9 protein-coding genes and 1 tRNA gene are annotated in these 15,818 nt (G+C 29.6%); 5 read left to right on the top strand and 5 right to left on the bottom strand.

All coding sequences use genetic code 11. The annotated features are described in order from the left end of the window. Positions 1 to 2,958: 2,958 nt before the first annotated feature. Positions 2,959 to 3,108, bottom strand: a complete 150-nt coding sequence (locus FVIR_RS02690; protein WP_231908312.1) for a hypothetical protein — start codon at positions 3,106 to 3,108, stop codon at positions 2,959 to 2,961. A 562-nt stretch (positions 3,109 to 3,670) separates the two neighbouring features. Further along, complete coding sequence (locus FVIR_RS02070) at positions 3,671 to 3,850, bottom strand: hypothetical protein (RefSeq protein ID WP_067498347.1); 180 nt, start codon at positions 3,848 to 3,850, stop codon at positions 3,671 to 3,673. A gap of 2,145 nt (positions 3,851 to 5,995) precedes the next feature. Here FVIR_RS02070 and FVIR_RS02065 point away from each other — a divergent pair. After that, entirely contained in the window at positions 5,996 to 7,219 is a 1,224-nt protein-coding gene (locus FVIR_RS02065) for a multifunctional CCA addition/repair protein (protein ID WP_067498344.1), read from the top strand. A gap of 228 nt (positions 7,220 to 7,447) precedes the next feature. Here FVIR_RS02065 and bacA read toward each other — a convergent pair whose 3' ends face one another. The 3 genes from bacA to tsaD form a co-directional block, all read right to left on the bottom strand. Further along, positions 7,448 to 8,269, bottom strand: coding sequence for an undecaprenyl-diphosphate phosphatase (gene bacA / locus FVIR_RS02060; RefSeq protein ID WP_067498341.1), 822 nt, complete (start codon positions 8,267 to 8,269; stop codon positions 7,448 to 7,450). Between the two features lie 136 nt (positions 8,270 to 8,405). After that, the gene (gene folB / locus FVIR_RS02055) at positions 8,406 to 8,765 is read right to left on the bottom strand and encodes a dihydroneopterin aldolase (protein ID WP_067498338.1); all 360 of its coding nucleotides are present in this window, start codon (positions 8,763 to 8,765) and stop codon (positions 8,406 to 8,408) included. 725 nt (positions 8,766 to 9,490) lie between these two features. Then, on the bottom strand, positions 9,491 to 10,516 hold the full coding sequence (gene tsaD / locus FVIR_RS02050; protein ID WP_067498335.1) for a tRNA (adenosine(37)-N6)-threonylcarbamoyltransferase complex transferase subunit TsaD: 1,026 nt from the start codon (positions 10,514 to 10,516) through the stop codon (positions 9,491 to 9,493). A 455-nt stretch (positions 10,517 to 10,971) separates the two neighbouring features. On the opposite strand from tsaD, the gene rpsU reads away from it, so the two are divergent. From rpsU to FVIR_RS02030, 4 genes are all read left to right on the top strand, one after another. Beyond that, positions 10,972 to 11,187 carry a 30S ribosomal protein S21 gene (gene rpsU / locus FVIR_RS02045; RefSeq protein WP_067498332.1) on the top strand — a complete coding sequence of 72 codons (216 nt, stop codon included), beginning with the start codon at positions 10,972 to 10,974 and terminating at the stop codon, positions 11,185 to 11,187. Positions 11,188 to 11,316: 129 nt separating this feature from the next. Beyond that, a complete protein-coding gene (gene dnaG, locus FVIR_RS02040; RefSeq protein ID WP_067498329.1) occupies positions 11,317 to 13,065 on the top strand; it encodes a DNA primase in 1,749 nt (582 codons plus the stop codon). A 148-nt stretch (positions 13,066 to 13,213) separates the two neighbouring features. Further along, positions 13,214 to 15,055: an RNA polymerase sigma factor RpoD gene (gene rpoD, locus FVIR_RS02035; RefSeq protein ID WP_067498326.1), complete on the top strand. Its 1,842-nt coding sequence runs from the start codon at positions 13,214 to 13,216 to the stop codon at positions 15,053 to 15,055. A gap of 610 nt (positions 15,056 to 15,665) precedes the next feature. After that, positions 15,666 to 15,738 (top strand) — tRNA-Ile (locus FVIR_RS02030). Positions 15,739 to 15,818: the final 80 nt, after the last annotated feature.

Genomic DNA, 15,818 nt, shown 5'->3' with positions numbered 1-15,818 from the left:
GATTATAAATATCCGATTCATTCCGAATATCTTTAAGCATTGGTATTTTTACGCACATTTGATTTATTATGTACACATGCATATTGAACTACATCTAGTTCAATAGATTTTGAAGAATCATTCTACAAATTAGAATTTTCTTCATTTTTAGAAATATTAATATTTTAATATACTCCAGAAATTTTTAGTGTAATTATCCTGACCATATAATAGAAAATAATATTTATTAAAAATATTGTCGATAGTATATACCTATTTATATTTCGCATTGAAATTTAGTCTAAATTCTGACATAGCAGTTTAGCTAATTTTTATTAATCAATATAAAATATTGAATCTAATCGAAAATTAATTTTTTAAATTATATCACTTTAAGCAAATCATATATATGATATTTATCATTAATTTATCTTACTTTTTTATTAATACTTATCTTGCAATATCAGTTGTTGTAAGATAAGAAAGAAAAATAAGATAAATTAGTCTATTCCATAATTAAATAATACTTATCCGCAGATTAATATATTGAAATAGATATCTTCGCTTATTTTTCTGTTTCATGTGATATTAGTTTTTTTGAATTTTTTGCTTAGTAATACTTTTATTTAGAACAAACATTCTAGTATATTTAACTAAATATTCATATAATGAAATATGATCAATTTTCATTTTTTTTAAATTATAACAAAAGTAATTATCCAAGATAATGAAAAGTTTATTATTGTAAACGCCTATATAGATTTTTTATTAATAAATTTTTTAAATTAATATTTCTTGATAAAATAATTATATTGTTAATACTGAATAACTTTCTAGACACTCTCTTTAGACTATCTCTGTTAAATAGTCTAAATATAAAATTTTAAATATTAATAGTATTTCATAGAAAAAAGTTTCGGTATAATCATCGATATATTTTATAAGTCATGCTTATATTGATAAATTAGTTATTTATCATAATAAATGACAGATGACATTTAATCATAGTATTGAATATTATCCTAATGTTAAAAAATCGATAATTATAAAAGTATCATAAAATATTCTTCGTAGTAATATTACTGTAATTAATATAATATTTAGCTAAATAAAAGATAATAAAATAAATTATTACTAACTAATTACTAAATTTATTAAAATAAAATTAAAAAATACAGTTTTAATTTTATGTATTGTATTCTTCATTCTATTTATTTTAAATAGAACTACTTAATAATTTGTTCTATATAAATCTAGATATTATAATAAAATTACTGATTACATCCATTATGTATTTTCAGATAATAACAACATTCTTTATTGTTTTTTATAACAACAGTTAATAACGTTATTATTAGTTTGTATCTTTTATATTTTTGTATACAATAAGCAGAATAGAAAACTATTATTATAAATATGTTTACTCGAATGTATATTTCGATACTTTTAATCTAGTTTAATATTAGTAGATAATAGAATTAATATTAGCTTACTTTATAAAAAGTACATTATCTAAATAAAAAATACATTCTCTAAAAAACAAATTTTATATTAAATAAAAATATATAATACTCTATTATAGTAATATATATATCATTATAGCGATAGAATAATTCTTCTTATACTTCTATAAACGAAGTAAAAACTATATTTGATCAGAAATATTCAGATCAGTTATAAACATTAATAATTATCTATGCTGAATTTAAAAGATAATACTATAATTACTTATCAAAATAAGACAATAAATTATCAGATTTTTAATACTCAACACTAATATGTTATACCACTTTAATCTTGATGTATTTGCTATTATGATCTTATTTATATGGATAGAAAAAATATATTCAGGAATATATTGAAATTAGTAATTTTAATATCATTTTCTAATGATAGATAGATTTATTATTAAGCAATAATCAACATTATTCTCTATAATGATTATTTAAATTTTTCAATAGTGAAAAATTGTTTTTATCACGTGTCATCAGCAGTATTTACTATTCATTATATTTTTATTAGATAAATTATTTACTATTAATAATTTATCTTATTGTAAGAGATATCTGCTAAAAATTTTAAGGATATCTATTCAAAAATAGATATTATCAAAATATGATATCAACTTTATTTTGCGATTTTATCGTATAGCAATAGAATTCAGAGATTATTTATAAAACTTTTATCTAATTTTCGAAATATTATAAAAAATGAATCTAATTAAAAAATGATCTAGTTTATAGCAAATAAAATTCAATAATTATTATATAATACTAAAAAGCAGAACAGATTTAAAATTGTTCTCAAATAGATAAAATTTAGCATAAATTTTAGATGATATTGGATTTCATAACTTCAAATCGAAATACAAACCTAAGCATTCGCTAGTTTCCTGTGCAGTACTTAAACTACATTTATCTTAGATAGATAATTTCATTCTATTAAATAATAGGCTATAGGATTAAATCAAAGTTAAAATAAGCATAACTATATAATTTATTAAGCGTCTTCTAATTCAAGGTAAAAGAAATTATACTTAATTTATTATAGATAGTGAGATAACTAACTATTTTTATCCAAAAAATTTAAGTAGTTTACACAAAGCAAAAGAGACTTCCTAGTTTCCTAAACCTATAGGAGGTATTTTAGAAAAATGATTTGATAAAAATATCACAGACATTAATAGCATATATTATACTATAAGTATTTTTTCTTTAGATTGAACTGTATTAAATTCTAGTGTTATACACGATAAATTAGTTTAAGATACCTCTTAAAATAGAGGTTATTCTACTATTTTTTAATACTGATAGGGATTAAATATAACTATTTTTTTCTATGTATGTTTAAATACTACCCAATACAGCCTTTTCCTATTAGTCTAAATTTAAACTGGTTCGCTGAACTTGATAGTATTAATAATATTGATAGTAGAATAATTATCTTCAAAATTTATCACTAATATATTTCACTGTTATCCTAAGCTTCTTTATTTCCAGCGATCTGATTTGGTTGATAATCTCCACTTTTGAGAAGCACATTTGGAAGCACATCGGCAATAAGTCGGTGGCATAACCTTGTAAAAGGCACAATCCAATCTATTGCTTTCAGTACTATTAGCACTATCATGCACTACATTAAGAAATTCACTAGGTGTCTTCCCTTCTTTAAAAGCTTCGTAGACTCATTGCTGGTTACTAAAATCAGTTAATTCATAAACTTTGTAGCATGAGAAAGATAGCTGATATGACCTGCATGGAGAATATCAAAATACCATTAGTCATAACTATCTTTTCGCTGTACTGATATATTAGAGCTATATCCTGCTTAAATTTGCTTTCTGTCATAATACCAAAACCTATTTTGGAAATGTCATTAATAGTATTCTCTAGTTTTATAGAATTAACACTAGATATGCCTAATTTTCCAAAAACTATACTGGTAATAGTATTGGCAAAAAATAAGCTTATTATAAACTTTTATCTATTAATAATATAGTAGCTAGCACACCAACAACTGTGTTGCTATCAACAGTGACATTGTATATTTCCTTTACTTTTTCTGGTAAACGTACCGGACTCTTATCGAATTGAAAAATTATTCTTTGTTCAGAACGGGTAATCAGAAAAAATCTGATAGTTAATAATCAGCAATAAATTTCATACTAAGGTTTACTAATATTTCTTAATCCTTAAATGACCCGACTGCTGCCTTCAATTCTTACAAATGAGAAATCAGAAACATTATCGCCTTGATAACGAGAAAAATTAGTACCTTTTGGATCGATAATCACTGGCACATCTGAATTACATGCTGATATGATCATTTTGCGAATATGTACTAAAGAACCTTTCGCATAATTGAATAGCACAAGTTCACCTATTTTTAGCAATGCTAGTTGAATACACTTTATTATGAGAATCGTATTATCAACATTATTAAAACTTTGCTCGAAATTAAAGCGGATTAATTGCTGATCATATGATAATATTCATGGATTAGTAATTTTAGAATGGCTTTTTTAACAGCAATAAAGTCACAAATTACATCTACTTCATTGAGTCGTTTTAAAAGAGTATGGATAGCATCACTAATGCTAGTGAGGCAGATCAAGTGCGAATAACAATCTAATACAAGCTGGGTATATTAGCTTAAATTACACTATTAAATTTAGCTAGTGAAAATAGTAGTGAACTAAAAAATATGCTCGAAATAAAACAATACCCCAATAGATAAAAACAAATAAAAAATTTGTATAACATAGAGTATCTCACAGTTTTGAATAACTCTATATATTCTATTGTTATTGTTGATATCTATGATAATATTTCTTTGTTAAGAAATTCTAGTATTTTAATTAAAGTTTTATAATAATTTAGTACAGTATTAAAGATTAAAAATATTAATGATACTACTTTCATTGGTTTTAATATTAAAATATTTATTTTATTTCTAATCAAATATTAGAATTTTGTAAAAATATTTTTATTGATTTCTAAATAATAGAATATTTAAATCAAATAATAAACATTTTGTACGATAGGGAGACAAAATAATATCTTATTACTATTTAATAAGATATTATTTTATTTGTGTATATTAATATAAATATTAACAGATTAGAAATTATTAATCAGATAGTCTGTATACGAAGAAAGTATTATAACTAAAATTCTAACAATTATAAATAATTATATTATATATATTTATAAAAATTTTTATAAAATCTAAATATAATTTAATTTTAGTTATCTACTTAGGCATAAGTAATAACTGTAAAGATTAAATTTTTCCATTATATAGATATATAAATCGTCTGTGAATAGCGATTATTAGTCTTCATATCTATTGAATCAAAGCCTAGATTCTAGTATCCATTAGACAGATTAAATAGTCTCTAATTAGTATTAGTAAGAATAATCAAGCATCCAGTAATTTCTACGGATAGAAACTATTTATAAAGCAAGAAAAAAGAAGATATAATTAATCTTACAAAAAATAATTATAAATTTTCTAATACCTTCGTATTTAGAATTAGTGATACTTATGAAGTAATATCATTTGTGCTGCAGAATATATCTATACTATAGTCAAAATCAAGACAAAAATAATCAATATTTTTTAATGCTTAGCTTACTAGATAAAAATTTCATTGATATTTTAATAAAGGTTAAAAATCTGCACGTAAATAATACTTATTATAATAAGATCATATAACAAATGCAATTCATTCATCAATTAATAATTATTCCTAGCTAACTTCAATAGGATTATATCGTTAATCAATATTAATCATATATTAATTATTACTTTTCAACTTGCAGTGTTTTTATACTACTATCGAAGTAGACATAAGAAAAATTAATTAATATTTACGTAATTCATAGTGATTAATTTATCAATTAATATAGTAAATATTAACGTTTAGTTTTTATATTTAGAATAAATAAATAATTAAAAAATAATTTCATACAATTAAGAAACAAAACACTTATTTTAATAGATTTATTATTGTTTCTTTTTTCAATTGCAATTTACAGCGTACAGTTTTTGTTATACATATAACTGAAATTTATCTATATGTTACGTGTAAACAATATTATTATTTACTATCTATAGTAGTGGTTTTGTTCTTCGTGTGATAGCAATATTTATTTCATATTTAGTATTATATCGTTATATTAAAGTTATAAGCATCGTATAATTTTTTAAAAAGTGAATATTATGTGATAATATATTATAGAGATACGTATTATCTTAGATAACTTAAATATTAAATTAAAATAAACTGATAACAAATAAAATTTTATAATAATTCATATATGTTGATTATATAGCTAACATGAGTCTAATACTAAATTTTTATTGTTATATATTATTTTATAATTTAAAATGAAGACCATTATATAAATTAAAATTATTACGAAATAGAGAACTATGAATCATGCTAAAAAATATAACTATGCTTAATGAATGTAACTATATAACTAATACTAGCTCTTGCTAAGAGAGAATTGTGAAAAAATATTTAGTCGGTGGTGCTGTACGTGACAGTCTATTGCAGCTTCGCGTCCATGAACGAGATTGGGTAGTGGTAGGTGCAACTTCTCAGGAATTGTTAGAACAAGGTTATCAGCAAGTCGGAAAAGATTTTCCAGTTTTTTTACATCCCGAAAGCCATGAAGAGTATGCTCTTGCTCGCACAGAAAGAAAATCTGGTCATGGCTATACTAGTTTTATCTGTTATACTTCGCCGGAAGTTACTTTAGAAGAAGATCTACGTCGTCGCGATCTTACCATCAATGCTATTGCCATTGATGACCAAGGTAATTTGATTGATCCTTATCAGGGACAGCGAGATATTCGTCAGCGTCTATTTCGCCATGTTTCCGATGCTTTTAGTGAAGACCCACTGCGTGTATTGCGGGTTGCCCGTTTTGCTGCACGTTTTACCCATCTAAATTTCCGTATCGTACCGGAAACAATGAGATTGATGCAACAGATGACTAACGAGTTATCTATTCTATCGCCAGAACGTGTCTGGAAAGAGACTGAGCGGGCATTATCAACTCGTAACCCACAAGTATATTTTCAGGTTCTGCGTGATTGTGGTGCATTAAAAGTGTTGTTTCCAGAAGTAGATGCATTATTTAATATCTCAGCCTCAGATAAATGTCACCCAAAAATCAACACTGGAATCCATACCTTGATGACATTATCAATAGTAGCCCGATTAACAGAAGATATTGCAGTACGCTTCGCTACACTTTGTCACGATATGGGAAAAAAATTCATACCACATAATCTATTAACAGGTCATTATAATTGTGACTTATCTGGATTACAAATAGTGAAAACGTTATGTCAACGCTTAAAAGTACCTAATCCGCTTCGCGATTTGGCTATGATCGTAGCACGCTACCATAATTTATTGAGCTGTGTTAAAAGTTTACAACCAAAAGCATTGATAAAGCTATTTAAAGATATTGATGTCTGGCGCCGAGCGACGCGTCTAGAACAGATAATTCTCGTAAACGAAGCTGAAGCTCGTAGCCTTGCTGAGTTCGATAACTATACTTATCCAAAGGGAGATTTTTTGCGAGACGCATTCTACATAACTAGTTCAATTAGTGTGCGTGATGTAATAGAGGCGGGATTCAGTGGTATATATATTAGTAAAGAGCTTGACCGAAGACGACAGCAAGCATTAGTAAATTGGAAGCAAATGATAGAAAGATAATAATACTAAAATTATCCGAGACTGATCATTATAATATTATATGATACTACTATATATAATAGTACATAATCGGTATCAGTACAAGCAAAATATGTCATAAAATAGATAACATGAAAATTTCATTTAATAAAATTAAACTAATCTTTTCATTACTTTTCATGTAAGTATAGAGAAGGTAATAGAATATAATATAAAGTAAACAATGATAATCAAGATCAAAATAGCTAATTAGGTAATCAAGATCCAATAAACTACTATCGCTAGAATAAAACGGTAAATAGCAAATGGTATAAATGAAATACTTTTAATAATTTTCATAAAAAATTTAATAGTAAGTAGCGATATCATAAAGCTAGTAAAAAAGCCGATAGCAAACATTGGCAAATCTTGCCAAGTGAGAAGTATTAGGCTTTTATATAGTTCTAATATAGTTGCGCCTAATATCATTGGTACTGCTAGAACAAAAGAGAATTCCGATGCAGCATAACGACTAACACTAACTATTAAACCACCGCTGATAGTAGCACCAGAGCGAGAGAAACCAGGCAAAAGCCCTAGACATTGAAAGCAACCAATGAGAAATGCTTGGATATAAGTCAAATCATCGATACCTGATGCACGCGGTATCTTAGGTTTGAACCATTCTCCTAATAATAAAAGCATACTACCAGCTATCATAGCATATATCACGTAAATTAATGAAAAAATATTTTTAATTTGCTTGTGAAATACTAAGCCCAGCAATACCGCTGGAATTATGCCTAGTAAAATATGACCTAGATGAAGACGAGTATGACCGATGTCATTCCTAGGAAACTGGCTAAAATGAATACCAATAAGACTAAAAAGTCTGCGCCAAAAAACTACTACTACTGCTAGAATGGAGCTAAATTGAATAATAATCTCAAAAGTTTTAGCTTTATCACTTGTAAAATTAAGCAAATTACCGACTAATATCATATGTCCCGTTGAAGAAATCGGTAAAAATTCCGTTAATCCTTCTACTACACCTAGAATGAATGCAATAACCCACTCATACATATCTATCATACAACGCTTCTCTCAAAACCATGACAATAAAATAGTAGTATGTAGTAGATCAATCAGAAAATTTCTAAAAAAATTGAATAAACATACGATAATTTTATTGTAATCGAATGAGAAAATATTTTCTGTCATTTATGTTCTATACTTTTTGTTTCCCACGTTCAATTATAATACCAACATTGATCGCCTGTGGTACCGCGCTAGGTTTGCTTAGTTTTATTCGTACCCATGGTATTTTAAATTGACTTATTAGTTGCTCTGCTGTCTCTTCAGCAACGCATTCTATTAATGCGAAACGCTTACTACTTACTAGCGACAATATGGCATTAGTAACATCCGTATAATTTAAGCAATCGGAAATATCATCACTGTATGGTAAAGGACGCTTGTTCCAACCTATCTCTAGATCGAATACTAATTTTTGAAATTTTTGTTTTTCCCAATCATAGATTCCTATAATTGCCATTACTGTTAGTTGTTCAATAAATATAATATCCATATGAATACTCAGTTTTTATGATTACCGAATACTATTTTCTTTAGAAAAAGGTATTCTCTATCTAGAGAATAAAAATAAAATAAGTTTTAATAAATGGAATATTTTTATAAAAATTACCACGATTAGTATCGTAATATTTAATTACTTATTTGTTTCAATTCTCATTACAATTTTGATCTATAATCTTACCTACTTTATAGATCTGAAAACTATCGAATTTAATAACTTAGGTATTAAAAATATATTTTTAGTTTAATAGTAAGCTTTTGTGAGTATAATAATTTTCGATTTTTTAAAAAAAAGGGATAATTCCAATTTAGATTGGCTACAGAATAGGACTATTACCAGTCTGTCTAGGTTTAATTGCAATTGCTGTTTTTATTCATATTTATTTAATTTCTTTTTGCTTTATTACTAAAATAAATCATTATCTCACTTGAGACTATTGCTTTAATTAGTTATAAATTATCTAACTTAAGAATAGATTTTTAGTTTTTAATAAAACTCTTTTCTAGTTACTTTTCGCTTGAAATGATTATAAGTACTTTGATTTCTCTATTCTATATCTGGTAGTTCAAAACACAGTTTATTTTTCTAGTTGTAATTTTTCCTGTCTAGTATTACTAGATCATCAAGTTGATATAAAATGACTTCAACATAATCAAGAAAATCTCATTTGATATTGTTGAAAATGATATCGTGATATGAATCGGAAAAATATTAATTTAAGTAATAATCGCCGGTAATTCCTCTATTGGCCAGCGCGGATATACTGATATCATTAAACTTGTTTGTGATCCACCCTGCAAACGCAGCATACCAGCGTATGCAATCATAGCACCATTATCCGTACAAAAGTCAGGACGAGCATAAAATGCTTCACCACCACGTTGCTGCATCATTTTACTCATATTCATGCGCAGTAATTGATTAGTACTAACGCCACCGGCCATAACTAATCGTTGAAAACCTGTTAGATCAAGTGCACGCTGGCATTTTATTATGAGCGTTTCTACTATTGCTTCCTCAAATGCCCGTGCAACATCAGCACGCATCTGGTAATTATCTGGACCGGTTCGAATAATATTCGCTGCAAAAGTTTTCAGTCCAGAAAAGCTGAAAGATAATCCTGGACGATCAGTCATAGGACGCGGAAATGTATAACGCCCTGGCATACCATTCTGAGCAATACGTGATAACATTGGACCGCCGGGATAGTCTAAGCCAAGCAACTTGGCTGTTTTATCAAAAGCCTCGCCAGCAGCATCATCAATAGACTCTCCTAGTAATTGATATTTTCCGATTCCTGTTGCAGCAATAAGTTGGGTATGAGCTCCGGAAACTAACAGAGCTAAAAACGGGAATTCTGGTGGATTCATCTCTAACATAGGTGATAGTAAATGTCCTTCCATATGGTTAACAGCGATAGCTGGTACTCCCCAAGCATAAGCTAGAGCACGACCGATAGTAGCACCTACCATTAAAGTACTTACTAATCCAGGACCAGCGGTGTAGGCTACTCCATCTATCTCTAATTCTAATCCATTCAATCGGGCTTCAGATAATGCTGCCTGGATAAGTGGTACAGTTTTTCGAATATGATCACGAGACGCTAACTCTGGCACTACACCACCATAATCAGCGTGTAATTTTACTTGACTATAAAGTTGATTAGCTAGCAACCCTTTTTTTTGATCATAAATTGCTATGCCGGTTTCATCGCATGAAGTTTCAATACCTAATACGCGCATAATTATTATAACCATTTTTTCTAGTGCATTTTTTATATTTTATCGTTGTGTATCATAACAAAGAGAGATTTTAACAAAAAATATTTATTAATCGTCAATTATTATAACTATGTTATACTATATAAAATAGTTATAATAATTAACTAGATCGTAATAAAATTCTGTAATGTTCCATCGAGATCCTATTATTTTCTTTAGAAGTTTTAAATAAATATTCGTAATGCTATATCGTAATTTTGCATAATGATAGTATATTTATTGTTAATTTCGTTTTATCTTGTTCTCTATATAAAGGCTATTTTCCATATAAAGCTATTTTCTATTGATATTTAGTTATTAATATCATATAGAGATGCTTTACAAGACAGGTAAATTAAAAGTAAAATTAAATGTTTTTAAAAAAATGTGACAGGTTATTTAATATAATCTAAATTTTATTGAGGTGAAAGAAGTACATGCCAGTAATCAAAGTACGTGAAAACGAGCCATTTGACATAGCAGTACGTCGTTTTAAGCGTTCCTGTGAAAAAGCAGGAATTCTAGCTGAAGTTCGTCGTCGCGAGTTCTATGAAAAACCAACAACTGAACGTAAGCGCGCTCAGGCGTGTGCCGTTAAACGTCACGCTAAAAAACTGGTTCGCGAAAACGTACGCCGGGTTAGATTGTATTAATTTTTAAGGTAATATCAATCCTGGTTACGTAATTAATCTGTAGATTTAGTTTTTATACATAAAGGCCGTGCTATCCAGAAGGATAGCACGGCTTGTTTTTGTCAAGGTATTTACCTAATATAGAAACTTATGATTGGACGAATCCCACGTGTATTTATTAATGAATTATTGGCACGAACTGATATTGTTGATCTAATCGATGCGAGAATAAGACTTAAAAAACAAGGCAAAAATTTTCTTACTTGTTGTCCATTTCATCAAGAGAAAACTCCATCATTTACCGTAAACGGAGAAAAACAATTCTACCATTGTTTTGGTTGTAATGCTCATGGTAACGCTATCGATTTTCTGATGCATTACGACCGACTGGAATTCGTCGAATCTATCGAAGAACTTGCCGCCCAGTATAGTCTTGAAGTGCCATATGAAACAGGTATAGTTCTGAACCAGAAAAAACAATATCAGAGAAAAAACCTATATCAAGTAATGAATCAATTAAATAACTTTTATCAACAGATATTGAAAACAAAAGTAGCATCAGATGCACTCCATTATCTTAATCAGCGTGGATTGAACAAAATGATTATTAATTATTTTGGTATCGGATTCGCACCGCCTGGTTGGGATAATATCTATAAACGTTTCTGTTATTCGTCAGAGGATATCGTATTACTTAACAATGCTGGTATGCTAGTTCAAAATGATAACGGTCGTACTTATGATCGTTTTCGTAATCGAATTATGTTTCCTATTCGTGATAAACGCGGACGAGTTATTGCTTTCGGTGGACGAATATTGGGTGAGGGTCAACCAAAATACTTAAATTCACCTGAAACTGATATTTTTCATAAAAATCGTCAATTATATGGTTTTTATGAAGCCAAGAATAATCATCGGAAATTATCTAGATTACTTGTTGTTGAAGGATATATGGACGTTGTAACATTGGTACAATTTGGTATCAATTATGCAGTGGCTTCATTAGGTACCTCTACTACCTCAGAGCATATACAACTACTGTATCGTGTTACTGATCAAGTAATATATTGCTATGATGGTGATCGTGCTGGACGAAAAGCAGCCTGGCGTGCACTGGAAAATACACTTCCCTATTTAACTGACGGTCGCCAATTATGCTTCATGTTTCTACCAGATGGTGAGGATCCCGATTCGCTAATACGAAAAATCGGCAAAGAAGCATTTGAACAGAAAATTAAACAATTAAGACCACTATCAACTTTTTTATTTGACACTCTTATATCACAAGTTGACTTAAGTAGTCCAGACGGTCGAGCTAAGTTGAGCAGGCTAGCATTACCTCTAATAAATAAAGTACCTGGCGAAACATTACGTATCTATTTGCGTCAAGAGCTAGGTAAGAAACTTGGAATACTTGACGATAATCAACTAGAGAAACTGTTACCTAAAGTAAATGTGAAAGCAAATATTTCATTACAACCACCGATAAAACGTACTACTATGCGTATACTTATAGGATTGCTAGTACAATATCCAAAGCTTTCTTCCTTAGTACCTACAGTACATGGGTTAGAACAAGCAACTCAACCAGGTTTACCATTATTTGTAGAATTAGTTAAGGTTTGCCAGGCTCAGCCAGGGTTAACTACCGGTCAGTTACTAGAATATTATCGGGAGAATAAATTTTTTCCTCAGCTTGAAACTTTGGCGACCTGGAACCACATGATTATAGATGAGATAATCGAGGTGATATTTGTTGATACCCTAGCGAATCTTTACGCTTCTATACTTGAGAATCGTCAGGAAGTACTTATCGCCTATGATCGAACTCATGGATTGACGATTGAAGAACGAAAAGAGCTTTGGTCGCTGAATCAGGCGCTAGCGAAAAAAACTTGAATAATGAACTTTGATTACTCATATTCATTAGAACTAGACGCTATAAATACTGTATTGGCTACGGCACTAAACAAAACCTAGATCTATTTTGTTAATGCACTTATAGAAACCAACACTTAATATTACTCTGAGGTGTGGATACCGTCTTATGGAGCAAAACCCGCAGTCACAGCTCAAACTACTTGTTACACGTGGTAAAGAGCAAGGCTATTTAACCTTTGCTGAGGTTCATGATCATCTACCGGAAGATATTATCGACTCTGATCAAATTGAAGATATCATTCAGATGATAAATGATATGGGTATTAAGGTAATGGAAGAAGCACCTGACGTTGATGATCTTCTTCTAGCTGAAATCACCTCTGATACTGACGAAGATGCAGCGGAAGCTGCAGCGCAGGTTTTATCTAGCGTAGAATCTGAAATTGGGCGAACTACTGATCCTGTACGTATGTATATGCGTGAAATGGGCGCTGTATCATTACTAACGCGTGAAGGTGAAATTGATATCGCTAAACGTATTGAAGATGGTATTAATCAGGTCCAATGCTCAGTTGCCGAGTATCCTGAAGCTATTACTTATTTGCTGGAACAGCATGACCGAGTTGAAGCTGGTGAAACCCGCTTATCCGATCTTATCACTGGTTTTGTTGACCCTAATGCAGAAAAAGACATAGTACTTACCTCAACCCATATCGTTTCTGAACTTTCCGCTAATGAAATCACTGATGACGACGAAAATGAAGAGGTTGATGATGATAATGCAGATAATGATAATATCATTGATCCAGATTTAGCTCGACAAAAATTTATCGAGCTACGAGAACAATACGAGATCACCCGAAATGTTATCAAAAACAACGGACGAAGTCACGCTAAATCAGCCGCTGAAATTTTGAATCTTTCCGATGTATTTAAACAATTCCGCTTAGTGCCGAAGCAATTTGATTGCTTGGTTAATAACATGCGCGTTATGATAGATCGCGTTCGTACTCAGGAACGTTTAATTATGAAATTATGCGTTGAAATTAGCAAGATGCCTAAGAAGAGTTTTATTACATTATTTTCAGGCAATGAAACTAGCGAAAATTGGTTTAAAGCTGCTTTGGCAATGAAGAAACCTTGGTCGAAAAAACTGAATGAAGTTGATAACGATGTATATCACAGCCTGAAAAAACTACGCCAAATTGAAGAAGAAACCGGTTTGACTATCGAGCAAGTAAAAGATATTAACCGCCGTATGTCGATCGGCGAGGCTAAAGCCCGACGTGCTAAAAAAGAAATGGTTGAAGCAAATCTACGTTTAGTTATCTCTATTGCTAAAAAATATACTAACCGAGGTCTACAATTCTTAGATCTTATTCAGGAGGGTAATATCGGTTTGATGAAGGCAGTAGATAAATTTGAATATCGTCGTGGTTATAAATTTTCTACCTATGCTACCTGGTGGATCCGTCAAGCTATTACCCGTTCTATCGCCGATCAAGCACGTACTATTCGTATTCCAGTACATATGATTGAGACTATTAACAAACTCAACCGTATCTCCCGACAAATGCTGCAAGAAATAGGGCGAGAACCAACACCAGAAGAGCTAGCAGAACGTATGCTAATACCAGAAGATAAAATTCGTAAAGTACTCAAGATTGCTAAAGAGCCTATTTCTATGGAAACGCCTATCGGCGATGATGAAGATTCACACTTAGGAGATTTTATTGAAGATACTGCTCTTGAATTACCGCTTGATTCTGCTACTGCAGATAGTCTGCGTTCAGCTACCCACGATGTATTAGCTAGTCTAACTGCGCGTGAAGCTAAAGTTCTACGTATGCGGTTTGGTATCGATATGAATACTGACCATACTCTGGAAGAAGTCGGAAAACAATTTGACGTCACTCGTGAGCGTATCCGTCAAATTGAAGCGAAGGCATTACGTAAGCTACGTCATCCTAGCCGTTCTGAAGTCCTTCGTAGTTTTTTAGATGATTAAGTTTAAAAGCAACTACTATACTAAATATATACTGAGAAATACGTTTTAGGTTTCTCTGTTGGGATTAATAAAAAAATTAAATTACATGTAAAATATATATCTCCTACTCTCTTGAGAGTATATTTTTATTTGTTATATCTGATAAAAATTTAATTTTATAAAATTACAAATTTACATGTAGCTAAAATTTTCTATTTTTAATAGTATCTGCTTGTTACCTTATTTATCAATCTGAAAAATTTTTAATTTTTCATTAGTAATGACATATTATCAGAGTTGTAATCTTTTATCTTATCTCTAAGAGAGATTGCTCGATAAAGCGAACGTAAATAAATTCAAAGCTTGAAAAAATAAAAATTTATCTAAAAATAATTATAGGGTTAAGAAATATCATTCTTGATTTTTTACTATGAAATTAGAGATTAATACCAAAAATAATATGAAATTTTTTGTTAGAGAAGAGTTTCTATTTAAAAAATATATTATCTTATTTAACTGTTTTATCTTTTTTATCCTTTATCTTAAGGAAGATAATCATTTATTTATCTAAATACATAAAAAGATACTATAGACTTAGTTAGTAATATTAGATATAATATAATATATATTTGGCCCCTTAGCTCAGTGGTAAGAGCAGGCGACTCATAATCGCTTGGTCGCTGGTTCAAGTCCAGCAGGGGCCATGTGAAAAATGATCTTATCTCTGTTTATTTTTATTATTATCAGATGCTTTTATAAAAAATAAAAAGATTAATTACACTAC

Origin of the sequence: Candidatus Gullanella endobia (assembly GCF_900048035.1) — a bacterium.
GTDB lineage: Bacteria > Pseudomonadota > Gammaproteobacteria > Enterobacterales > Enterobacteriaceae > Gullanella > Gullanella endobia.
The sequence above is the reverse complement of the archived record's forward strand: the minus strand, read 5'-3'. Positions and strand labels throughout refer to the sequence as shown.